19 protein-coding genes are annotated in these 21,473 nt (G+C 72.2%); 4 read left to right on the forward strand and 15 right to left on the reverse strand.

Translation table 11 applies throughout. The annotated features are described in order from the left end of the window. Positions 1 to 65: 65 nt before the first annotated feature. The 14 genes from yajC to pgsA form a co-directional block, all read right to left on the reverse strand. The gene (yajC, locus tag Plo01_RS27800; RefSeq protein WP_203893655.1) at positions 66 to 425 is read right to left on the reverse strand and encodes a preprotein translocase subunit YajC; all 360 of its coding nucleotides are present in this window, start codon (positions 423 to 425) and stop codon (positions 66 to 68) included. 377 nt (positions 426 to 802) lie between these two features. Continuing rightward, complete coding sequence (gene ruvB, locus Plo01_RS27805) at positions 803 to 1,954, reverse strand: Holliday junction branch migration DNA helicase RuvB (RefSeq protein WP_203893656.1); 1,152 nt, start codon at positions 1,952 to 1,954, stop codon at positions 803 to 805. Positions 1,955 to 2,039: 85 nt separating this feature from the next. After that, on the reverse strand, positions 2,040 to 2,660 hold the full coding sequence (ruvA, locus tag Plo01_RS27810; protein ID WP_203893657.1) for a Holliday junction branch migration protein RuvA: 621 nt from the start codon (positions 2,658 to 2,660) through the stop codon (positions 2,040 to 2,042). After that, on the reverse strand, positions 2,657 to 3,247 hold the full coding sequence (gene ruvC / locus Plo01_RS27815) for a crossover junction endodeoxyribonuclease RuvC (RefSeq protein WP_239317202.1): 591 nt from the start codon (positions 3,245 to 3,247) through the stop codon (positions 2,657 to 2,659). The genes ruvA and ruvC overlap by 4 nt, the downstream gene beginning before the upstream one ends. A gap of 207 nt (positions 3,248 to 3,454) precedes the next feature. Continuing rightward, positions 3,455 to 4,732, reverse strand: coding sequence for a cation:proton antiporter (locus tag Plo01_RS27820; RefSeq protein WP_203893658.1), 1,278 nt, complete (start codon positions 4,730 to 4,732; stop codon positions 3,455 to 3,457). Between the two features lie 186 nt (positions 4,733 to 4,918). Next, positions 4,919 to 5,671 (reverse strand): YebC/PmpR family DNA-binding transcriptional regulator, encoded by a 753-nt coding sequence (locus Plo01_RS27825; RefSeq protein ID WP_203893659.1) that lies wholly within the window; start codon positions 5,669 to 5,671, stop codon positions 4,919 to 4,921. A gap of 3 nt (positions 5,672 to 5,674) precedes the next feature. Continuing rightward, positions 5,675 to 6,262 (reverse strand): pyridoxal 5'-phosphate synthase glutaminase subunit PdxT, encoded by a 588-nt coding sequence (pdxT, locus tag Plo01_RS27830; RefSeq protein WP_275415428.1) that lies wholly within the window; start codon positions 6,260 to 6,262, stop codon positions 5,675 to 5,677. A 163-nt stretch (positions 6,263 to 6,425) separates the two neighbouring features. Beyond that, complete coding sequence (locus Plo01_RS27835; RefSeq protein ID WP_203893661.1) at positions 6,426 to 8,093, reverse strand: alkaline phosphatase D family protein; 1,668 nt, start codon at positions 8,091 to 8,093, stop codon at positions 6,426 to 6,428. A gap of 132 nt (positions 8,094 to 8,225) precedes the next feature. Next, positions 8,226 to 9,140: a pyridoxal 5'-phosphate synthase lyase subunit PdxS gene (pdxS, locus tag Plo01_RS27840; RefSeq protein WP_203893662.1), complete on the reverse strand. Its 915-nt coding sequence runs from the start codon at positions 9,138 to 9,140 to the stop codon at positions 8,226 to 8,228. A gap of 150 nt (positions 9,141 to 9,290) precedes the next feature. After that, positions 9,291 to 10,307 (reverse strand): DUF3048 domain-containing protein, encoded by a 1,017-nt coding sequence (locus Plo01_RS27845; RefSeq protein ID WP_239317188.1) that lies wholly within the window; start codon positions 10,305 to 10,307, stop codon positions 9,291 to 9,293. Between the two features lie 182 nt (positions 10,308 to 10,489). After that, positions 10,490 to 11,029 carry a LemA family protein gene (locus Plo01_RS27850; RefSeq protein ID WP_203893663.1) on the reverse strand — a complete coding sequence of 180 codons (540 nt, stop codon included), beginning with the start codon at positions 11,027 to 11,029 and terminating at the stop codon, positions 10,490 to 10,492. After that, complete coding sequence (locus tag Plo01_RS27855; protein ID WP_203893664.1) at positions 11,026 to 12,153, reverse strand: glycosyltransferase family 4 protein; 1,128 nt, start codon at positions 12,151 to 12,153, stop codon at positions 11,026 to 11,028. Before Plo01_RS27855 ends, Plo01_RS27850 begins: the two co-directional genes overlap by 4 nt. Next, positions 12,150 to 13,079, reverse strand: a complete 930-nt coding sequence (locus Plo01_RS27860) for a phosphatidylinositol mannoside acyltransferase (protein WP_203893665.1) — start codon at positions 13,077 to 13,079, stop codon at positions 12,150 to 12,152. Before Plo01_RS27860 ends, Plo01_RS27855 begins: the two co-directional genes overlap by 4 nt. 132 nt (positions 13,080 to 13,211) lie before the next feature. Then, positions 13,212 to 13,844, reverse strand: coding sequence for a phosphatidylinositol phosphate synthase (gene pgsA / locus Plo01_RS27865; RefSeq protein ID WP_203893666.1), 633 nt, complete (start codon positions 13,842 to 13,844; stop codon positions 13,212 to 13,214). A 211-nt stretch (positions 13,845 to 14,055) separates the two neighbouring features. Between pgsA and Plo01_RS27870 the strand changes: the two genes are divergently transcribed. The 3 genes from Plo01_RS27870 (at position 14,056) to Plo01_RS27880 (ending at position 20,245) form a co-directional block, all read left to right on the forward strand. Continuing rightward, the gene (locus Plo01_RS27870; RefSeq protein ID WP_203893667.1) at positions 14,056 to 16,185 is read left to right on the forward strand and encodes an elongation factor G-like protein EF-G2; all 2,130 of its coding nucleotides are present in this window, start codon (positions 14,056 to 14,058) and stop codon (positions 16,183 to 16,185) included. A 133-nt stretch (positions 16,186 to 16,318) separates the two neighbouring features. After that, positions 16,319 to 17,908 (forward strand): glycoside hydrolase family 10-like protein, encoded by a 1,590-nt coding sequence (locus tag Plo01_RS27875; RefSeq protein ID WP_203893668.1) that lies wholly within the window; start codon positions 16,319 to 16,321, stop codon positions 17,906 to 17,908. Positions 17,909 to 18,052: 144 nt separating this feature from the next. Beyond that, a complete protein-coding gene (locus Plo01_RS27880) occupies positions 18,053 to 20,245 on the forward strand; it encodes an alkaline phosphatase family protein (RefSeq protein WP_203893669.1) in 2,193 nt (730 codons plus the stop codon). Here the strand turns inward: Plo01_RS27880 and Plo01_RS27885 are convergent. Further along, positions 20,188 to 20,739 (reverse strand): HIT family protein, encoded by a 552-nt coding sequence (locus Plo01_RS27885; RefSeq protein ID WP_239317191.1) that lies wholly within the window; start codon positions 20,737 to 20,739, stop codon positions 20,188 to 20,190. The two genes, Plo01_RS27880 and Plo01_RS27885, sit on opposite strands and share 58 nt — an antisense overlap. Positions 20,740 to 20,881: 142 nt before the next feature. Between Plo01_RS27885 and Plo01_RS27890 the strand changes: the two genes are divergently transcribed. Next, the gene (locus Plo01_RS27890; RefSeq protein WP_203893671.1) at positions 20,882 to 21,463 is read left to right on the forward strand and encodes an Asp23/Gls24 family envelope stress response protein; all 582 of its coding nucleotides are present in this window, start codon (positions 20,882 to 20,884) and stop codon (positions 21,461 to 21,463) included. Positions 21,464 to 21,473 lie beyond the last annotated feature (10 nt).

The raw sequence follows: 21,473 nt of genomic DNA on the forward strand, positions 1-21,473 counted from the left end.
CCGCTGGTCGGTCGGGCCACTGGTCGTCAGTTCTTTCGGCTATAGGGGATTGGCGGTGAGCCTGGTCAGGACTTCTTGGTGGTCGAGTCCTGGTCGTCGTCCTGCTGCTCTGCGGTCTCCACCACGTCGCTGTCGACGGCCTTGAGGTCGTCCTCGACGTCGTCGACCGGGGTCAGCACACGCCCGATGGCGGCCTTGACCCAGCGGGTCTCGACGCCGGGGGCGATCTCCAGGATCACGTCCTCGGCGTCGATCGCCACTACGGTGGCGAAAAGCCCGGTCGTGGTCATGACGCGCGTCCCCGGGGTGAGGGAGTTCTGCATCTGGATCTGCTCCTGCTGCCGCTTGCGCTGCGGGCGGATGAGCAGGAAGTAGAACACCACGACCATGAGAGCGATCATGATAAGGCTTGAGTAGTCACCCATGGGGCCGCTCCTTCATTTGGGAATGACCGGCCTGCCGCCGGACGTCTGAATACGGCCACGCCGCTCAGCACGTCAGCCTACACAGCCAGCCAAGCCACGGAGTTTAGGCGAGCTGTTCGAAGCGCGGCAACGAAGTCACGATCTCACATACAGGGAAGTTCCCGTTTCGAGAGGGTTGTCACCAATCCGTGATCGATTCTGTACGGCTCCCGCACGGAATCCTATACGGCCTTCGCCGAGCCCTCCCGGGAAGAAAAAGCGACGTCAGGGGCATTTGTCGCGGTCCACGCCGTTCCCCGGAACCCGCGAGGACGGCGGAGCCCCGGCGCATCCGGGAGGTCCGGCCGTCCCACGGCGGGACGGCGCGCGGAACGACGTCAGAGACGCCCGTCCCCTTCCCCGGGATCGGCGGCGGCGACCCGTCCGTCCCCTTCCCCGGAGCCGGGGGCTTCTCCGGGACCGGCGACGACGCCCCGTCCGCTCCCTCCCGCGGGATCGGCGGCGGTGACCCCGGCGCCGAACGCGTCCGGCGGCGGGGTCAGCCCCAGGTGGACCCAGGCGGCCGCGGTCGCGACCCGGCCGCGGGGGGTGCGGGCCAGCAGACCCTGCCGGACCAGGAACGGCTCGGCGACCACCTCGACCGTCTCCGGCTCCTCCCCCACCGCGACCGCCAGCGTGGACAGGCCGACCGGACCGCCGCCGAACCTGCGCAGCAGCGCTCCCAGCACCGCCCGGTCGAGCCGGTCCAGCCCCTGGGCGTCGACCTCGTAGAGGTTCAGCGCGGCCGAGGCGATCTCCCGGGTGATCACACCGTCGGCGCGGACCTCGGCGAAGTCGCGGACCCGGCGCAGCAGCCGGTTGGCGATCCGGGGCGTGCCCCGGGACCGCCCGGCGACCTCGCGCGCCGCGTCCGCCGGGAGCTCCAGGCCCAGCAGCCCCGCGGAGCGGTGCAGCACCCGCTCCAGCTCGGCGGCCTCGTAGAAGTCCATGTGCGCGACGAAGCCGAACCGGTCGCGCAGCGGCGCCGGCAGCAGGCCCGCCCGGGTGGTCGCCCCGACCAGGGTGAACGGGGCGATCTCCAGCGGGATCGCGGTCGCGCCCGGCCCCTTGCCCACCACGATGTCGACCCGGAAGTCCTCCATCGCCAGGTAGAGCATCTCCTCGGCGGGACGGGCCATCCGGTGGATCTCGTCGATGAACAGGACCTCCCCCTCCGACAACGTCGAGAGGATCGCGGCGAGGTCGCCGGCCCGCTCCAGGGCGGGTCCGGAGGTGATGCGGAGCGGGACGCCCAGCTCGGTCGCGATGATCATTGAGAGCGTCGTCTTGCCGAGCCCAGGCGAGCCGCTCATCAGCACGTGGTCGGGCGGCCGGTTCCGGCGCAGCGCGCTGTGCAGCACCAGCGACAGCTGCTCGCGCACGCGCGCCTGCCCGATGAACTCGTCCAGCCGCTTGGGCCGCAGCGCCGCCTCGATCAGCCGCTCGTCGCCCGCGGCCTCCGCCGACACCAGATCCCGCTCCACGTTCACGCCGCCTCCTCCGCCGGCCGCGTTCGCGACGCCACCGTGCCCATGGCCCGCTCGCCCCGCTCGCTCACGAAGCCTCCCGCCGTCCTCATCGCAGGCTCAACGTCCGCAGCGCCGCCTTCAGCAGCGCCGCCACCTGCGGCGTACGGCCCTGCGCCAGGTCGGCGTCGGCCTGCGGGCCCACCGCGGCGACGGCCTCGTCGGCGTCCTTGGCCGAGTAGCCCAGTCCGACCAGCCCGGAGTGGACCTGCTCCCGCCAGGCGGGCGCGACCGCACGGCCGTTGAGCGCGGCGTTGACCGCCTCCTCGGGCGCGCCCAGCTTGTCCTTGAGGTCCACGATGATCCGCTGCGCGCCCTTGGGGCCCACGCCGGGGACCCGGGTGAGCGCCTTGACGTCGGCGCCGGCCACGGCCACCCGGAGCGCGTTCGGCGTGTGCACGGCGAGCATGGCCAGCGCCACCTTGGGCCCGACCCCGCTGGCGCCCTGCACCAGCTCGAAGACCCGGCGCTCGTCGTCGTCGGCGAAGCCGTACAGGGTGAGGGAGTCCTCGCGGACGACCAGCGACGTGGCCAGCCGGGCCTCCTCCCCCACGCGCAACGTCGCGAGCGTGGCCGGCGTGCAGTGCACCAGCACGCCGATCCCCCCGACTTCCACGACCGCCCCGTCGGGCGCGATCGCGGTCACCTGTCCCCGTACGGAGGCGATCACTGGGTCTTTCCTCTCGAGTATCCGGCGCGGCCCCGGCCGCGGAAGTAGGCCGCCGCCGTCGTGCCCGCGCCGGGGGCGGCCGCCCTGGCGGCGGCCTCGGCCAGGCGGTTCTGCACGCCGCCCCGCCAGATGTGGCAGATGGCGAGCGCGAGGGCGTCGGCGGCGTCGGCGGGCTTGGGCATGGCGTCGAGCCGGAGCAGCTTCGTGACCATGGTGCCGACCTGCTTCTTGTCGGCCGTGCCGCTGCCGGTGATCGCGGCCTTGACCTCCGACGGGGTGTGCAGCGCGACGGGGAGCCCCCTCCGCGAGGCGCACAGGATGGCCACGGCCGAGGCCTGCGCGGTGCCCATGACGGTCCGGAGGTTGTGCTGGGCGAAGACGCGCTCCACGGCCACGGCGTCGGGCCTGACCTCGTCGAGCCACTGCTCGATCCCGGCCTCGACGGCCACCAGCCTGGCCCCGATCTCGTCGTCGGCGGAGGTGCGCACGACCCCGACCTTGACCAGGCTCAGCGGCGCGCCGGGACGTCCCTCCACCGCGCCGAGCCCGCATCGGGTCAGGCCCGGGTCGACTCCCATCACCCGCAGCTCGGGCACCCCCACCGGCACGCCTCCCACCCCGCCGAACACCTGTTCGGTGCCCGACTCTACCGCCTGCGGGCGGCGCACGCATGGAGCCGCGGCAACGGGCCCCGCGGAAGGATCGCAGAAAGAGCCGGCGTGGAGAGAGCACGGGTGGAACCGGCGCTCGGGGAGCCCGGGCCGGGTTCCGGCGCGGGGAATCCGGACCGGGTCTCACAGGTGCTGGGCGGCGGGCTCACCGCTGGTCTTCTCGGCCGCGCGGGCGCGCATCCGGTCCAGCCGGGCCATCACCGGCGTCGCCGTGACGCCGTGCAGGGCCACCGAGGCCAGGATGGTGAACGCCACCACCGCCCACAGCTCCTGTGCCGGCACTCCGAAATCGGCCTGGCCGAGGGCGTAGGCGAGATAGAACAGCGAGCCGATGCCGCGGATGCCGAAGAAGGCGGTCACCCCGCGCTCGCGGGGCCCGGCCCGGCCGCCGAGCCCGGCGAGCCACCCGGTCAGGGGCCGGACCACCAGCAGCAGGAGCAGGGCCACAGCCGCTCCCCGCCAGGTCAGGGCGGCCAGGCCGCCGCCCGCCACGAACCCGCCGAGCAGCAGGATGAGCCAGGCGGTGAGCAACCGCTCGATCTGCTCGATGAAGCCGTGCAGCACGCCGTTGTAGCCGTGGGTGCGCTCGGCGGCCCGGATCGTGCAGGCGGTCACGAAAACCGCGATGAAGCCGTACCCCTGCGCCAGCTCGGTCAGCCCGTACGCCAGGAACGTCGCGGCCAGCGCGACGAAGCCGTCCCGGTGCTCGGCCAGCCGCAGGTCCGCCGTACGGGCGCGGAAGAACATGCGGCCCAGCACCTTGCCCATCAGCAGACCGCACAGCACGCCGATGCCGCACTTGTAGAGCAGGTCGACCAGCGCCCACTCCGCGATCCATCCGGAACCCCCGGCCAGGGCCAGCGCGATCGCGGCGTAGACGAGGGGGAAGGCCAGGCCGTCGTTGAGCCCGGCCTCGGAGGTGAGGGTGAAGCGCACCTCGTCGTCGGCCTTCTCCGAGTCGACGGGCTCGCCGACCTGCACGTCGGAGGCGAGCACCGGGTCGGTCGGGGACAGCACCGCGCCGAGCAGCAGCACCGCGGCGAACGGCCAGCCCAGCAGGAGCCAGGCCGCGCCGGCGACCGCCGCCACGGTCAGCGGCATCGTCCAGATCAGCAGCCGCCAGGTGGAGGCCCAGTTGCGCCACCCGAAGGGCCGGTTGATCGCCAGCCCCGCGCCCATCAGCGAGATGAGCACGCAGATCTCGGTGACGTGCTCGACCGCCGCCCGGTGCGCCACGAGGTCGAGCCTGGGCAGGTCCAGCGGCAGGAGGTACAGCAGGACGCCGACGACCAGGCAGGCCAGCGGCAGCGAGAAGGGGCGCTTCCTGAGCACCTGCGGGAGCACGGCCGCCAGCAGCGCGCCGACGCCCGCCACCGCGAAGATCAGGTCAGAGTTCCCCATGGTCACGCGGAGATACCCGCGTCATCGGAAACGAATCACGTTCGGCACCCGGACACCCGAGCCCCCTGACATCCGAGCACCCTGACACGCGGCGGGGAACGCCGCCCGCCGGGTCCAGCGAACGCCGCCCGCCCGGCTCACGGAAGGGCTCTCCTTCCCGGGCCGGGCAGCGGACGTCAGCGCGGATCAGGCGTCGAGCTTCTCCAGGACCTCGTCCGAGACGTCGGCGTTCGACCAGACGTTCTGCACGTCGTCGCTGTCCTCCAGCGCGTCGATCAGGCGGAAGACCTTGCGGGCCCCGTCCTCGTCGAGCTGGATGTTCATGGTCGGCAGGAAGCTGGACTCGGCCGAGTCGTAGTCGATCCCGGCCTCCTGCAGCGCCTTGCGGACCGGGACGAGGTCACCGGCCTCGGAGACGACCTCGTAGGCCTCGCCGAGGTCGTTGACCTCCTCGGCGCCCGCGTCGAGGACGGCCGTCAGCACGTCGTCCTCGGTCAGGTCGCCCTTGGGCACGATCACGACGCCCTTGCGGTTGAACATGTAGGAGACCGAGCCGGGGTCGGCCAGGGAACCGCCGTTGCGGGTCAGCGCGACGCGGACCTCCGAGGCCGCCCGGTTGCGGTTGTCGGTGAGGCACTCGATCAGCACCGCGACGCCGCCGGGGGCGTAGCCCTCGTACATGATGGTCTGCCAGTCGGCGCCGCCGGCCTCCAGGCCGCCGCCGCGCTTACGGGCGCGCTCGATGTTGTCGATCGGAACCGAGCTCTTGCGCGCCTTGGTGATGGCGTCGTACAGCGTCGGGTTGCCGTCCGGGTCGGGACCGCCGGTCCGGGCCGCGACCTCGATGTTCTTGATGAGCTTGGCGAACAGCTTGCCGCGCTTGGAGTCGAGCGCGGCCTTCTTGTGCTTGGTCGTCGCCCATTTGGAGTGGCCCGACATCGGCTAAAGCTCCCTAACCATCTCAACGAAGTATGAATGCACGCCGACATCCCCGGTGAGCTCCGGATGGAACGAGGTGGCGAGCAGCGGTCCCTGACGGACCGCGACGATCCTATCCCCAGGTTCGGCCCGCGCCAGCACCTCGACCCGGGAACCGATCGACTCCACCCAGGGCGCGCGGATGAACACCGCGCGCATCGCGCCGCGCCCGGCGAAGTCGAGATCGGCCTCGAAGGAGTCGACCTGCCGTCCGAAGGCGTTGCGGCGGACCGTCATGTCGATGCCGCCGATGGTCTCCTGGCCCTCGATGCCGCCCTCGATCCGGTCGGCCAGCATGATCATGCCGGCGCAGGATCCGTAGGCGGGCATGCCCTCCTTGATCCGCATCCGGAGCGGTTCGAGCATCTCGAAGATGTCGGCGAGCTTCCACATCGTGGTGGACTCCCCGCCCGGGATGACCAGCCCGTCGACGGCCTCGAGCTCCGCGGGCCGCCGTACGGCCACCGCCTTCGCACCGGCCGTCTCCAGCGCGCGTGCATGCTCGCGCACGTCCCCCTGAAGGGCGAGCACACCGATCGTGAGCACGGTCATCCTTTCGTCTGGCTTGTCGGGTTCGCCTATGAGCGTAGCCCCTGCCGCCCGATGTGCCGGACACCTTGGACGGCGGGGCCCCGATCGCATCGGACGTCCCCGCCGGCAGACCGCGAACGGGGCGGCGGCCGTACGGCCGCCGCCCCGCTGTCGGGCCCGCGTCTCAGGGGCGCCTGGTCTCCAGGTCCACCGTCTCCTGGACCTGGTCCGCCGGCGGCATCGTCCTGGCCTGGGGGTCGAGCGGGCGCAGGTATGTCTGCTGCACGCCCGGCACCCGGTCCTCGATCACGAACGTCGCCTTGGTGTGCGCCGCCGCGCCCGGCTGGGTGACCTGGGGCAGCACCTTGAAGTCCGCGGTGAGCAGCTCGCGCTCGACCTTCGTGATCACGTAACCGCGCTGGTTGTTGTAGAACTTCAGGTGCGGGTTGATGGTCAGGAACGGGTGGGTCTTCGGATCGGAGTCCCGGCCGTCGCCGCCCGTGCTGATCGAGGAGGTGACCAGCTCCGAGCCGACCGTGCGGGTCGTCGGGTCGTCGTAGTCGAGCTTGAGGTCGCCGGCCCAGTGGGCGTGCACGTCCCCGGTGAGCACCACCGGATTGCGCACCTCCGCGTCCACCCAGCCCCGGGTGATGCGCTGCCGTGAGGCGACGTAGCCGTCCCAGGCGTCCTGACTGGTGATCTTGGCCGGTCCGGCGTTGTTGTCGCGCTGGGCGAAGAAGACCTGCTGGCCGATGATGTCCCACTGCGCCCGCGAGCGGTGGAAGCCCTCGATCAGCCAGCGCTCCTGCTCCGCCCCGGTGATCGAGCGGGCCGGGTCCACCGCCTCCGGGCAGTCGCGGTAGCCGTCGCCGCAGCCCTGGTCGCTGCGGTACTGCCGGGTGTCGAGCATGTGGAAGGCGGCCAGCCGCCCCCACCGGATCCGCCGGTAGAGCTGCATGTCGATCCCCTTCGGGACCGACCTCCGGCGCAGCGGCATGTTCTCGTAGTAGGCGCGGAAGGCGGCCTCGCGGCGGGAGAGGAAGCCCGGCTGCGGGATCTCGGGCTTCTCCGGCACCTCGTCGGCCCAGTTGTTGTCCAGCTCGTGGTCGTCCCAGACGACCAGCCAGGGCGCGGCGGCGTGGGCGGCCTGCAGGTCCGGGTCGGTCTTGTACTGGGCGTGCCGCTGGCGGTAGTTCGCGAGGGTCTCCGTCTCCGGGCCCTCGTGGTGACGGATGTTGCCGCCGGGGATCGTGTAGGTGTCGCGCTGGTACTCGTACTGGTAGTCGCCCAGATGGATCACCAGATCCGGGTTCTCCTCGGCCATGCGCCGGTAGGCGGTGAAGTGGCCGTGCTCGTACTGCGCGCAGGAGGCGAAGGCCATCGTCAGGCCGGAGCCGTACGACAGCGGGTGCGGGGCGGTCCTGGCCCGGCCCATGGGCGAGACGTGCGCGCCGACCCGGAAGCGGTACCAGTAGTCGCGGTCGGAGAAGAGCCCGTCCACCTCCACGTGGACGCTGTGGCCCCACTCGGGCGCCGCCGTGGCCACCCCGTGCCGCAGGACCGCCCGGCCCCTGTCGTCGGCGTAGACCTGCCAGTGGACGCGGAAGGGTCGCGCGGGCATGCCGCCCAGGCCGTCCTCGGCCAGCGGCTGGGGCGCCAGCCGGGTCCAGATCACGAAGCCGTCGGAGTCCGGGTCGCCCGAGGCCACCCCGAGAGTGAAGGGGTCGGACGTCAGCTCCCGGGAGGGCCGGGAGCCCGCCTGCCGGGAGGCGGCGTGTGCGGAGGGGACACCGGCCACGGCGCCTGCCGCGATACCGGTGACGAGGAACGTTCGGCGGCTGAACTGCGACACGGGGCCTCCCGGGATGATCAGGCGCGGGCATCCGTAGCCTCGCGGAGGATCATGACAGGGGGGTGAACTCCGCTGAACATGAAAAAGGCGGCATCCTTCGCGGATGCCGCCTTTCCTACGGTTGCCCGCGTGTCACCAGCCGCGCTCGGCCAGACGGTGCGGGACGGGGATCTCGTCGACGTTGATGCCGACCATGGCCTCGCCCAGGCCGCGGGAGACCTTCGCCAGGACGTCCGGGTCGTCGTAGAAGGTGGTGGCCTTGACGATCGCGGCGGCGCGCTGGGCGGGGTTGCCGGACTTGAAGATGCCGGAGCCGACGAAGACGCCCTCGGCGCCGAGCTGCATCATCATCGCGGCGTCGGCCGGGGTGGCGATGCCGCCCGCGGTGAACAGCACGACGGGCAGCTTTCCGGTCTTGGCGACCTCGACCACCAGCTCGTACGGCGCCTGCAGCTCCTTGGCCGCGACGTACAGCTCGTCCTCGGGCAGGGAGGAGAGCCGCCGGAGCTCGCCGCGGATGGTGCGCATGTGGGTCACGGCGTTGGAGACGTCGCCGGTGCCCGCCTCGCCCTTGGAGCGGATCATGGCCGCGCCCTCGGTGATGCGGCGCAGCGCCTCGCCCAGGTTGGTGGCGCCGCAGACGAAGGGCACGGTGAACTGCCACTTGTCGATGTGGTTGGCGTAGTCGGCCGGGGTCAGGACCTCGGACTCGTCGATGTAGTCGACGCCGAGCGACTGCAGGACCTGCGCCTCGACGAAGTGGCCGATGCGGGCCTTGGCCATGACCGGGATGGAGACGGCGTTGATGATGCCGTCGATCATGTCCGGGTCGCTCATCCGGGAGACGCCGCCCTGCGCGCGGATGTCGGCGGGGACGCGCTCCAGGGCCATGACCGCGACGGCGCCCGCGTCCTCGGCGATCTTCGCCTGGTCCGGGGTGACGACGTCCATGATGACGCCGCCCTTGAGCATCTCGGCCATACCGCGCTTCACCCGGGCGGTTCCGGTGACTGCGGTCTCGGTGACTTCGGGCGTGCTGCTGGACACGGTCTCTACCTCACGACGGCTGGTTGCTGCGGATCACGGGCCCGGAAGGGGCCGTCACACCTTCATCGTAGGCGGTGATGCGGACCTCCCCTTACACTCCACCTTGTCGCGAAGACCCGCCGCTGTTGGACAGTGTGTACGGCGCCCGCCTCAGGGAACGACCGGCTTGGGCGCGGCCAGCACGACCCAGACCTGGCCCGGGGCGAAGTTCATCGGCTCCCCCGCCTCGGTGGTGAAGACGGTCCCCTCCTCCTCGCTCGCCCGCGACCACCTGGCCTTGAACGCCATGCCGTCGCGGAGCACGACCGCCCGCCCCTTGCCGACGGTGCGCACCAGCGGCGTGTAGCTCTGGTTCTTGTCGTGGAACTCCGAGCGGACGGTCTTGGCGTACTGCACGACGATCGTGGGGGCGGCGAGCTGGCCGCCCTCGGCGGCCATGTCCTTCTTCCCGTCCTGCCAGATCAGCCACTTGCCGGCCTTCTCCGACCAGCCGAAGGTGAAGCGGGCCGCCGGGTACTTCACGTTGAAGAGCTTCCTGGGCGTCCCGCCCTCGGCGGGGGCCTCCCCGAAGGTGAAGCCGATGTCCTTGGCCTTGCTCGCCTTGGGGGCCCCGGCCAGCAGCCGCTTGGTGTCGGCGAACAGGTTGTAGGGGGCGTAGCGGCCGGGCTGGCGGAAGTAGGCCCCGGCGGCGCGGCTGTCGGAGACGTCGAACAGCGGGGCGGCGGCGATGTGCGGGAGCATCTTGGTCTGCGCGCCGGAGTAGGCGAAGGCGGGCTTGCCGAACTGCGGGAGGATGCGCAGGTCGGAGATGCGGGCGCTGCGTACCGGGCCGATCTTGGCGGGGATCTTCGAGGAGAAGACGGCGATCAGCCGGGTCAGGCCGGCCTCGACCTGCGTGACGTAGACGATGTCCGCGCTCTTGAGGCCGAGCTGGGGCTTGCCCGCGGAGGTGTTCTCGATCTTCACCGCGAGCACCGGCCTGCGGTCCGCGCCGGGCAGCCCGGTGAAGGGGTGCGTCGGCTCGGGGGTGGGCGTCGGGGTGGCCGACGTCCCCGTGGCGGCCTGCGGCGCCTTGCCCGGAGCGGGATCGTCGGAGGAGCAGGCGGCGGCCGGTACCAGGACCGACACTCCGGCCAGTGTGACGGCGATCATCCGAGGCACCCGCACAGCTCATCTCCTCAAATCGGGCCTTAAATCCCCAAGAGCTTACCTGTGGCGGACATGTCAGATAATCGGCTTTGTGCACACCGGGCGCTCGTATATCGGACGCCCGTACGGCGGTCCCGCATTCCCGTCACGCCGCCGCTCCCACCCCGCCGTCACCCGCGACCACCCGCGCCGTCCCCGCGTCACTCCGCGGCCAGCGCGTGCGGCGGATCGTCGTCGATCTCGAAGAAGTCCGGGTACGGGGTGCGCCCGGCCAGCCGCAGCGTACGGGCCAGCCAGCGGCGCTGCGCCGACCGGGTGACGCCGACCGCGTTGTTGTAGAAACGGCGGGCGTAGACCACCTTGGTCACCGCCGCGTCGAGCTCCTCCAGCAGTTCCGGGCCCGCCGCCGTCTCGGCCAGCTTCTCCCGGAAACGATCCTGGTCGAGCACCGCCCGCAGGGTGCGCGACAGGTCGCTCTCGGCGTGCTCGCGCTCCTCCGGACCCGCCGTCCTGGCCTCGTGGGCGCCCGCGGCCAGCACCAGGCTCGTCGCCGGGTCCAGGATCCGGGAGGCGGCCAGCTCCAGGCAGACGGCGGCCCGCCGTACCAGGGCCGCGTCCAGGGACTCCCGGGCGACCTCCAGGCGGATGTGCATCCGGTCCAGCCGGCCCGCCCGCCAGGAGACGTAGACGGCGGTGAGCACCACGATCGCCCCCACCACCAAGATCAGCGTGGTGCTCATGGCCGGTCGTCCTCCTCGACCCCGCCCACGCTCGCCACGGTCTCGTAGACGCGCACGACGTCCCGGGCCACGGTGGACCAGTCGTACTTCCACACGGCGGTACGGGCCTCGTCCGAGAGCTTGGCCCGGCGGGCGGGGTCGTCCAGCAGTCCCGCCGCGACGGAGGCGAGCGAGCGGGCGTCCCCCGTCTCGAACAGCGCTCCGGCCTGGCCGTCGTCGAGGACCTTGCGGAAGGCGGGGATGTCGCTGGCCAGGATCGCCGCCCCGGCGGACATCGCCTCGGTGAGCACGATGCCGAAACTCTCCCCGCCCAGGTTGGGCGCGCAGAAGACGTCGACCGAGTGGTAGGCGCGGGCCTTGTCCTCCTCGCTGACCATGCCGAGCAGGCCCACCCGGTCGCGGAACTCCGCGGGGACCTTCTCCAGCACCTCCTCGGCGTCGCCCGGACCGGCGATGAGCAGCCGCAGTCTCGGCCGGACCGGCGCCAGCAGCGAGAACGCCTCCAGCAGCACCGGCAGGCCCTTGCGCGGCTCGTCCATCCGGCCCAGGAAGCCGATCACCTCTCCGTCGTCCCATCCGGGCAGCGGCTCGGCCTCGGCGTAACGGCTCACCGTCACCCCGTTCGGGATCAGCACGGCGTCCCCGCCCATGTGCTCGACGAGGGTCTTGCGCGCGGCGTCCGACACCGCGATCCGGCCGGTGATCTTCTCCACCACGCTCTGCAGGACCGGCGCCGAGACCGACAGCGCCCGCGAGCGCTGGTAGGACGCGTGGAAGGTCGCCACGATCGGCCCCCTCGCCGCCCAGCAGGCCAGGACCCCCAGGCTCGGCACGAACGGCTCGTGCACGTGCAGCACGTCGAACCGGCCCTCGCGGATCCACCGGCGCACCCGGTTGGCCGACAGGAACCCGAACGCCAGCCGCGCGACCGACCCGTTGTAGGGGACGGGCACCGCGCGTCCCGCCGGCGTCACGTAGGAGGGCAGCGGCGCGTCCTCGGCGGCCGGCGCGATCACCTCGACCTGGTGGCCGTCCTCGATGAGGGCCTCGGCCAGGTCGCGGATGTGCGCCTGCACGCCGCCCGGCACGTCCCAGGTGTACGGGCAGACGATGCCGACCCTCATCGCTCCTTCACCGGCCGCGGCTCCAGGTCCTCCAGCCAGAGGCGCTGGAGCATGTGCCAGTCCTCGGGGTGCTCGGTGATGCCCTTCTCGAAGGCGACGGCCAGGCTCTGCATGACGGTGGCCGTCTTCTCCTGGCGGGTGCCCTCGGCGGGCACCTCGATCTCCTCGGCGATGTCCAGGCCCCAGTCACGGCCCCTGAAGTACGGCAACGCCGGCAGCAGCGCGGCCCCGGTGTGCACCGCCAGCAGCCCCGGTCCCGCCGGCATGCGGGTGGCGGCGCCGAAGAACTGGACCTCGATCCCCTTGGCGGTCAGGTCGCGCTCGGCGGGCAGGCAGACCGCCCGGCCCGCCCGCAGCCGCTGGGCCAGCGTGCCGAAGGTGTTGCCCTCGCCGCCGGTCAGCGGCAGCACCTCCATGCCCAGCCCCTCGCGGAAGGCGGTGTAGCGGCGAAACAGCGACTCGGGCCGGAGCCGTTCGGCGACGGTCGTGAACGGCATCCCCGAGGCGCCGATGAGCCAGGCGCCCGCCGCGTCCCAGTTGCCCATGTGCGGCAGGGCGAGCACCACGCCCCGCCCGTTGGCCAGGTTCTCCATGATCCGCTCCGCACCGGTGAGGCGGGTGCGGGCGACGACCTCCTCCCGGGGGATGGAGGGCAGCCGGAAGACCTCGTGGAAGTAACGGAAGTAGGAGCGCATGCCCGCGCGGCTCAGCTCCCGGATCGCCGGGTCGCCGGGCGAGGCGCCCTTGACCCTGGCGAGGTTGGCCTCCAGCCGGAGCACCGACTTGCCCCGCCGTTTCCACAACCGGTCGGCGGCGGCGTCGAAGGCCCGGGCGGTGAGGCGCTCGGGGAGGTGGGGCACGGCCGCCCAGCCGAGGCCGAACCCGGCCGCGACGAGGCGGTCCTGCAGAGATGGCTTGTCGGTCATGCGTCCTCCTCCGTCGGCCGCCTGACCAAGGTGCTGTGTCCATTGATGACCTCGACAGGCTCGGTCATGAGTCCTCCTCCGTCGCTCGCCCGCCCAAGGTGCTGTGTCTGCCGACGATCTCGACAGGCTCGGTCATGGCTCTCCCGGTCGGCGGAGGGTCCGGGGCGGGACGGAGGAGGTCTGACGGTGGACGTGCAGCAGACGCTGGCCGACCGTGACCGCGCTGGCGGCGGCGAGCAGCCAGAGCCCGGCGGGCAGGATGTACGGGACGCCGAGGCCGGACAGGCCGGTCGCGACCAGGCCCACCACCAACCGTTCGGGCCGCTCGGCGAGGCCGACGTCACAGGTCAGCCCCAGCCCCTCGGCCCTGGCCTTGACGTAGGACACCAGCGCCCCCGAGACGAGACAGAACAGCGCGACCCCGGCCAGAACCCGCTCCTCACTCACGATAAACCAGAGCACGAGGCCCGAGAAGATCGCGGCGTCGCCCACCCGGTCGAGCGTCGAGTCGAGGAAGGCCCCCCAGGTGCTTCCCTCTCCGGTCATCCTGGCCATGACCCCGTCGAGGAGATCCGCCAGCACGAAGAAAGTGATCACCATCGTGCCCGCGAACAGCTGACCCCGGGGATAGAAGAACAGAGCCGCGGCGGCGGTGCCGAGCGTGCCGGCCGCCGTGACCGCGTTGGGACCGATCCCCCGGCTGACCAGCACTCTGCCCAGGGGGGTCAGGATCCGGGTGACGGCGGGGCGCAGAAGTTTCAGCATCGCGCTCTGATCGTAGGCCACCCGGCTTGCGGGTGCGCGCCGCAGCGCCTCGCAAGCGGATCGCGCGCGCCCCCTTGTGATATTCGCCACATGGGTATTTGGTGAACACACCGCGTCCTTGCGGTGTCCGGACGCGGCAGCGGGCCCAGAGGCGCGGCCGCGCACGACCGCTCCTTTCCGGCCCGTTTCGGCGACGACCCGGGAGGGCGACATGGCGGAGAGAGCAACCGGCACAGCGGGAGCCGCGGGCAGGGCACTCATGGCCGACCGGCCGGACATGGTGCGCAACGTAGTGCTGGTCGGCCACTCCGGGGCTGGTAAGACGACCCTGGTCGAGACACTGCTGGCGGCGACCAAGACGATCCAGCGCTCCGGCAGGATCGAGGACGGCACCACGGTCAGCGACTTCGACGAGGTCGAGATCAGGCAGCAGCGCTCGGTGAACCTCACCGTGGCGCCGATCGTCCACAACGACATCAAGATCAACCTGCTGGACACCCCCGGCTACGCCGACTTCGTCGGCGACCTGCGCGCGGGCCTGCGCGCGGCCGACGCCGCGCTGTTCGTCGTCTCGGCGGCCGAGGGCGTGGACGGCCTGACCAGGATGTTGTGGGAGGAGTGCGCGGCGGTCGGCATGCCCCGCGCCGTCGTGATCACCAAGATCGACCACCAGCGGGCCGACTTCGACGAGGTGCTCACCACCTGCCAGGACGTCTTCGGTGAGGGCGTGGCCCCGCTCTACCTGCCGGTGGTCACCAACGGCAAGGTGAACGGCCTGATCGGGCTGCTGTCCCGGAAGTTCTACAACTACGCCACCGGCACCCGCGGCGAGCACGCCCCCGGGCCCGACCACGAGGCCAGGATCGACGAGTACCGCGACACCCTGATCGAGGGGATCATCCAGGAGAGCGAGGACGAGTCCCTGATGGACCGCTACCTCGCCGGCGAGGAGATCGACACCAAGGTCCTCATCGACGACCTGGAGAAGGCGGTCGCGCGCGGCGGCTTCTACCCGGTGCTGGCCTCCGGGGGCGGCGTGGGCGCGGCGGAGATCCTGGAGGTCATCACCCAGGGCTTCCCCTCCCCCCTCGAGCACCCGATGCCGGAGATCACCACCATCGACGGCAAGCCCGTGTCCGGCGTCTCCTGCGACCCCGACGGCCCGCTCGTGGCCGAGGTCGTCAAGACCACCAGCGACCCCTACGTGGGCCGGATCAGCCTCGTGCGGGTGTTCTCCGGGACGCTGCGCCCGGACATGACCGTGCACGTCTCCGGGCACGGACTGGCCGACCGGGGGCACGAGGACCACGACGTGGACGAGCGCATCGGCGCGCTGTCCTCCCCGCTCGGCAAGCTCCAGCGCCCCGCGGCCAAGTGCGTGGCCGGCGACGTCGTCGCCGTGGCCAAGCTGTCCCGCGCGGAGACCGGCGACACGCTCTCCGACAAGGACCGGCCGCTGCTGATGACCGCCTGGACGATGCCGGACCCGCTCCTGCCGATCGCGGTCCAGGCCCGGTCCAAGGCCGACGACGACAAGCTCGGCCAGGCGCTGGGCCGGCTCGTCGCCGAGGATCCCACGCTCCGCCTGGAGAACAACCCCGAGACCAAGCAGCTGGTGCTGTGGTGCATGGGCGAGGCCCACGCCGACGTGCTGCTGGACCGGCTGAGCAAACGGCACGGCGTCGAGGTGGAGAAGGTCGATCTGCGGGTGCCGCTCCGGGAGACCTTCGGCGGCAAATGCCAGGCCATGGGCCGCAACGTCAAGCAGACGGGCGGTCACGGCCAGTACGCCATCTGCCATCTGGAAGTCGAGCCCCTGCCCTCGGGCGGGGGTTTCGAGTTCGTGGACAAGATCGTCGGCGGTGTGGTGCCGCGCCAGTTCATCCCGTCGGTGGAGAAGGGCGTACGGACCCAGATGGGGCGCGGCGTGGTCGCCGGATACCCGGTGGTCGACGTCCGCGTGACGCTCTACGACGGCAAGGCCCACTCGGTCGACTCCTCCGACATGGCCTTCCAGATCGCCGGGGCGCTCGCGCTGAAGGAGGCCGCGGCCAAGGTCCCGACGCTGCTGCTGGAGCCGGTCGACGAGGTGGCGGTGCTGATCCCCGACGACTACGTCGGCGCGGTGATGTCCGATCTGTCCTCGCGCCGGGGCCGGGTCCTGGGCACCGAGCCGGTCGGCGTCGGCCGCACCCTGGTCCGCGCCGAGGTGCCCGAGCTGGAGATCACCCGGTACGCCATCGACCTGCGGTCGATGTCCCAGGGCACGGGGACGTTCCAGCGCACCTTCCTGCGCTACGAACCGCTCCCTCCGCACCTGGTGGACAAGGTCACCGCCTGACTCCCGGGGGGAGGCGCGGGCGGCGGCCCGCGCCTCCCACGGGTCGCATTCGTCACATAAGCCACATAGACATCACAAAACGATTTCGTTCTTTCGGCCGAAGCATCACGACCCCGATGCCACACTGAGGTCCATGCGAACCGGACGCCCCCTGCTAGCAGCCGCTGCCCTCGCCGCCCTCACCGTCAGCGTCGCCTACGTCTTCGGACCCGACGCCGGGACCGCCGCCCCCGCCACCGCCGGGGCCGCGCCCGAGACGGTCGCGGCCGAGGCGGTCGCGGCCGCCTCGTCGTGCCGGGTCGACGCGCGGTTCCCCAAGCGGCAGCTCCGCGGGATCTGGATCGCCACGGTGAACAACATCGACTGGCCGACCCGGACCGGCCAGTCCCCCGCCGCCCAGCAGGCCGACTACGTCAAGCTCCTCGACGACGCCGCCCGCCGCCGCGTCAACGCCGTCTTCGTCCAGGTCCGCCCGGCCTCCGACGCGCTCTACCGGTCGTCGCTGGAGCCGTGGTCGAAGTTCCTGACCGGCACGGCGGGCAAGGACCCCGGCTGGGACCCGCTGCCCTTCCTGATCGCCGAGGCCCGCAAGCGCGGCATGGAGTTCCACGCCTGGTTCAACCCCTACCGCGCGGCCTACGACACCGACCGGAGCAGGCTGCCGGCCTCCCACCCGGCCCGGGTCCACCCGGACTGGGTCGTCAAGTACGGCGACCGGCTCTACTACAACCCGGGCCTTCCCGAGGTCCGCGACCACGTCACCAAGGTGATCAAGGACGTGGTGCAGCGCTACGACGTCGACGGAGTGCACTTCGACGACTACTTCTACCCCTACCCGGGCAGCGGCGGGCAGTTCCGCGACGGCGCCGCCTTCGCCCGGTACGGCGGCGGCATGAAGCTGGCCGACTGGCGCCGCGCCAACGTCAACAAGCTCGTCGCCCAGGTCGACCGGGTCGTGCACGCGGCCAGGAAGCACGTGAAGTTCGGCATCAGCCCGTTCGGCATCTGGCGCAACGCCTCCAACGACCCGAGCGGGTCGGCGACCCGGGGCATGTCCGCCTACGACGCCATCTACGCCGACGCCCGCCACTGGATCCGCTCCGGCACGGTCGACTACGTCATGCCGCAGCTCTACTGGCCGCGCGGCTTCCAGATCGCCGACTACGACGTGCTGGCGCCGTGGTGGGCCAAGGAGGTCAGGGGCACCGGCGTCCACCTGTACATCGGCCAGGCCCTCTACCGCGTCGGGGCCGCCGACAGCGCCGCCTGGCGCAAGCCCGGCGAGCTGCCCTCCCATCTCACCCTCAACCGCAAGCACCCCGAGATCCGCGGCGACGTCTACTTCAGCGCCAAGCAGGTGTCCTCCAACCCGCTCCGCGTGATGGACCGGATCGTCTCCGGCCACTACGCCCGCCCGGCGCTGCGCCCCTTGATGAAGGACCTCGGCGGCAGGGCCCCGGACCGGCCGCGCGACCTCAGGGTCGAGGGCGCGGCGCTCTCCTGGAAGGCGTCCCCCGGGGCCTCCTCCTACGCGGTCTACCGGGTCACCTCCGGAGCCGCGGACGCGTGCGCGGTCGCCGACGCCCGCAACCTGATCGCGATCGTCCCGGCGACCGGCGGCGCCCGCCAGAGCTTCGCCATGCGGGGGGCGGGGACCTACCTCGTCTCCGCCCTGGACCGCCTGCACAACGAGAGCTCCGCCACCCGGGCCGCGCTCCCCTAGGCACGCCCCCGCGCCCTCCCGGGGAGGCCCGCGGGCGCGGGGCCGTCCCGCCGCGCCGCCCCGGGATGCGCCGTTCGCTGGACCCGGGGCCTCGTCTTCCCCTACGGTGCCAGCATTCGGACCCAGGGTCGGGGAGGACATTCGGTGAAGCGGACGCTGGCCGCGTTTGCGCTGTTCCTGATCGCCGCGTGGCCGGGGGCCGCTCAGGCCTCGGCGGCCCCCGGCGCGCCGGGGGGCTCCGTCTCCTCCGCGGAGGAGGAGCGGGTGGCGCTGATCGGGATCCCCGGCCTGCTCTGGAGCGATCTGAGCCCCGAGACCACGCCCAACCTCTGGGGACTGGCCGGGCAGAGCGCCCTCGGCTCGTTGTCGGTCCGCACCGTCGGCCGGGTGACCTGCCCCTACGACGGGTGGCTGACGGTCTCGGCCGGGATCAGGTCCGCCGCCGGGTACGGCTGCGGCCTGCCGCCGGTCCCCGAGCCCGAGCCGGGCGGCGGCGCGGTCATCCCCGACTACGACTACCTGCACCGGGTCGCCGGGCAGCGGAACGCCGGCGTGCTCGGCGAGGCCGTGCACGCCGCCGGCGAGTGCACGCTCGCGATCGGCCCGGGCGCGGCGCTGGCCCTGGCCGACCGGGCCGGGAAGGTCGACCGCTACGCCGCCTCCCCCGTGCAGATCCGGGCGGACGCCCTGACCCGGTGCCGGGTGCTCGCCATCGACGTGGACGACCTCATCCTGCCCTACCTGGCGGCCGACGACCGGCTCCCCCGGGTCGAGGACGCGCTCCCCGCCCAGCGGCGGCGGGCCGCGCTGCAGCTGGCCGACTCCAAGGCCGGGGCGGTGCTCGCCATGCTGCCCGAGGGCACGACCGTGCTGCTGGCGGGCCTGTCCGACCACGGATCGCAGCCGCACCTCCGGGTGGCCATGATGCGCTCGGGCCCCGGCGACCGGGGCCGGTTCCTCGGCGCGGCCTCCACCCACCGCGAGGACGTCACGATCCTGCCGGACATCACGGCCACCGTGCTGTCCGTGATCGGAGCCCCGGAGCCGCCCTCGATGGTCGGGACGCCCTGGCGGGCGGGCGAGAGCCGTACCGGCGGGGTGGAGCGGGCCCGGACCGGGCTGGAGCGCGCCGACGTCGCGGGGCAGACGATCAGGGAGATCGGGAGCGCCTTCTTCATCACCCTCGCCGTGCTCCAGGTCGTCTTCTACCTCGCCGCGTTCCTGCTGCTGCGGCGGCGTCGCGGGCTGCGCCCGGTGCGCGTGGCCGCGACCGTCCTCGCGGCCCTTCCGGTCTCGACCTACCTGGTCAACTTCACCGGCTGGCGGCACGCCGGCACGCCCGTGCTCGCCCTGGGCGGCGGGATCGCCGGGTGCGCGCTGCTGCTGGCGGCGGCCGCCCTGGCGCTGCCGTGGGCCTGGTCGCGCCTGCGCCGGGTCCCCTCCGGGACCGGCGGGCCGCTCGGGCCGCTGGCGATCGTGACGGCGGTCACCGCGGCGGTGCTCGCCGGGGACCTGCTGGCCGGAACGCCCCTGCAGCTCAACAGCGTGATGGGGTACACCGCGGTGGTGGGCGCGCGCTACTACGGCCTGGGCAACATCCCGTTCGCCCTGTTCGCCACCTCGGTCCTGCTGCTGGCCTCGGTGATCGCGCACCGGCTGACGAGACGGGGCCGCAGAACCGCGGCGGTCGCCGTCGTGGCGGTGCTCGGCGGCTCGGCGATGATCCTCGGCGGCTGGCCGGGGGTGGGCAGCGACTTCGGCGGGGTGATCGCCTTCGTGCCGGGCATCGCGGTGACCGCGATGCTGCTGGCGGAGCGCAAGGTCTCGGTGGTCAAGCTGGGCGCGCTCGTGGCGGCGGGCGGCGTCACCGTGATGGCGATCGCCTATCTCGACTATCTGCGCCCGCCCGGCTCCCAGACCCACCTGGGCCGGTTCGTCGGCCAGATCTTCAGCGGCGAGGCGGTGGAGGTGATCGGCCGCAAGCTCTCGGCGATGCTGGGCACGCTGCTCAACCCCACCCTGATGCCGATCGTGATCGCGGCGGTCGCGTTCCTCGTCTACGCGCTGCTGCGGCCCGAGGCGGCCAGCGCCGGGGTGCTGCCGGCCGCGTTCGGGCACTCCCCCGCGCTGCGGGCCGGGCTGATCGGCACCCTGGTCAGCGGCGTGGTCGGGATGCTGGTCAACGACTCGGGGGCGGCCGTGCTGTCCATGGCCCTGGCGCTGGCCGTGCCGCTGACGTTGTCGGTGGGAGCGGCGGTCCTGCGCGACCCGTCGGCCTCCTACACCCCGGACGGCCAGCAGCCGGCGAGCAACGACCTGGTGTCGCGGAGCAGCTGAGGCAGCACCCGGGTCTGGCCGACCACCGGCATGAAGTTGGTGTCGCCGCCCCACCGGGGCACCACGTGCTGGTGCAGGTGGGCGGCGATGCCGGCGCCCGCCACGGTGCCGAGGTTCATGCCCACGTTGAAGCCGTGCGCCCCGCTGGCCTTGCGCAGGGCGGCCAGCCCGCGCTGGGTGAAGGCGGCCAGCTCCGCCGTCTCGGCGGTGTCCAGGTCGGTGTAGTCCGGGACGTGCCGGTAGGGGCAGATGAGCAGGTGGCCCGAGTTGTAGGGGTAGAGGTTGAGGACGGCGTAGACCCGCTCGCCCCGGGCGACGACCAGCCCGTCCTCGTCGCTCAGCTTCGGGATGTCGCAGAACGGGCAGCCGTCTCCGGGTCCCGAGCCGGTCGGCTTGTTCTCCCCCTTGATGTAGGCCATCCGGTGCGGGGTCCAGAGCCTCTCGAACGCGTCCGGAGTTCCCGTCCCGTCCTGCACCTGCGGCTCGTCGCTCATGGCGGTCAGCATATTGCGAGGTGGATCCGTGCGTTCCGGCGACTCCCGGTCGGATCGCCGGCTCCTCCGAAGCAGCGGACAAATGCGGCATACTTCCGACAGAATTCAGCGAGCGTGACAGACGACTGCCGAGGAGCTTGCCATGACCGACGTCTCCGTCGAGGAATCCCTCGAGAAGGCCGGTGAGGAGACCGCCGTGGAACGGGAGGCCCCCGCCCTGACGGGCTCCGCATCGGTCTCCCGGCCGTTCTCCCTCGGCGTGTCCGTCACTCCGGCCCCCGAGCCGCTCCCCACGGGCCCCGCGTCCTCTTCCGCCGTGGTCAAGGGGCGGATCAAGGTCGCCGACGAGGTGGTGGAGAAGGTCGCCGCGCTCGCCACGCTGGAGGTGACCGGGGTCGCCGGCCTGGGCGAGGAGATCGACCGCCTGGCCGAGCCGATCCGCGAGCACGGCCCCGGCGGCAGGCGCGGCCCCCGGGGCGTCAGCGCCCACGTCCAGGACCGCACCGTCGCCGTGGACGTGACGATCGTGACCGAGTACGGGCACGTGGTGATGGACGTGGCCAACGAGGTGAAGACCAACGTGGCCCGCACGGTCAGCCGCATGCTGGGCATGCGGGTGATCGAGGTCAACGTCGGCGTCGAGGACGTCCGCCTCCCCGGCGAGCTCGGCCCGGCCTCCCCCGCCGACGGCGAGGCCCGCGACCAGGCGGCGGAGTCGTTCTGACGCCGGCCGC

The organism is Planobispora longispora (assembly GCF_016863135.1).
GTDB classification, from domain to species: Bacteria; Actinomycetota; Actinomycetes; order Streptosporangiales; family Streptosporangiaceae; genus Planobispora; species Planobispora longispora.

Bases quoted from the DNA above. Each gene is read 5' to 3' on its own strand.
- yajC (WP_203893655.1), bottom strand. From the start codon at position 425: ATGGGTGACTACTCAAGCCTTATCATGATCGCTCTCATGGTCGTGGTG.
- Plo01_RS27890 (WP_203893671.1), top strand. From the start codon at position 20,882: ATGACCGACGTCTCCGTCGAGGAATCCCTCGAGAAGGCCGGTGAGGAG.
- Plo01_RS27850 (WP_203893663.1), bottom strand. From the start codon at position 11,029: ATGAGCACCACGCTGATCTTGGTGGTGGGGGCGATCGTGGTGCTCACC.
- Plo01_RS27820 (WP_203893658.1), bottom strand. From the start codon at position 4,732: ATGGGGAACTCTGACCTGATCTTCGCGGTGGCGGGCGTCGGCGCGCTG.
- Plo01_RS27875 (WP_203893668.1), top strand. From the start codon at position 16,319: ATGCGAACCGGACGCCCCCTGCTAGCAGCCGCTGCCCTCGCCGCCCTC.
- pgsA (WP_203893666.1), bottom strand. From the start codon at position 13,844: ATGCTGAAACTTCTGCGCCCCGCCGTCACCCGGATCCTGACCCCCCTG.
- Plo01_RS27860 (WP_203893665.1), bottom strand. From the start codon at position 13,079: ATGACCGACAAGCCATCTCTGCAGGACCGCCTCGTCGCGGCCGGGTTC.
- pdxT (WP_275415428.1), bottom strand. From the start codon at position 6,262: ATGACCGTGCTCACGATCGGTGTGCTCGCCCTTCAGGGGGACGTGCGC.
- Plo01_RS27885 (WP_239317191.1), bottom strand. From the start codon at position 20,739: ATGAGCGACGAGCCGCAGGTGCAGGACGGGACGGGAACTCCGGACGCG.
- Plo01_RS27825 (WP_203893659.1), bottom strand. From the start codon at position 5,671: ATGTCGGGCCACTCCAAATGGGCGACGACCAAGCACAAGAAGGCCGCG.
- Plo01_RS27870 (WP_203893667.1), top strand. From the start codon at position 14,056: ATGGCGGAGAGAGCAACCGGCACAGCGGGAGCCGCGGGCAGGGCACTC.
- Plo01_RS27855 (WP_203893664.1), bottom strand. From the start codon at position 12,153: ATGAGGGTCGGCATCGTCTGCCCGTACACCTGGGACGTGCCGGGCGGC.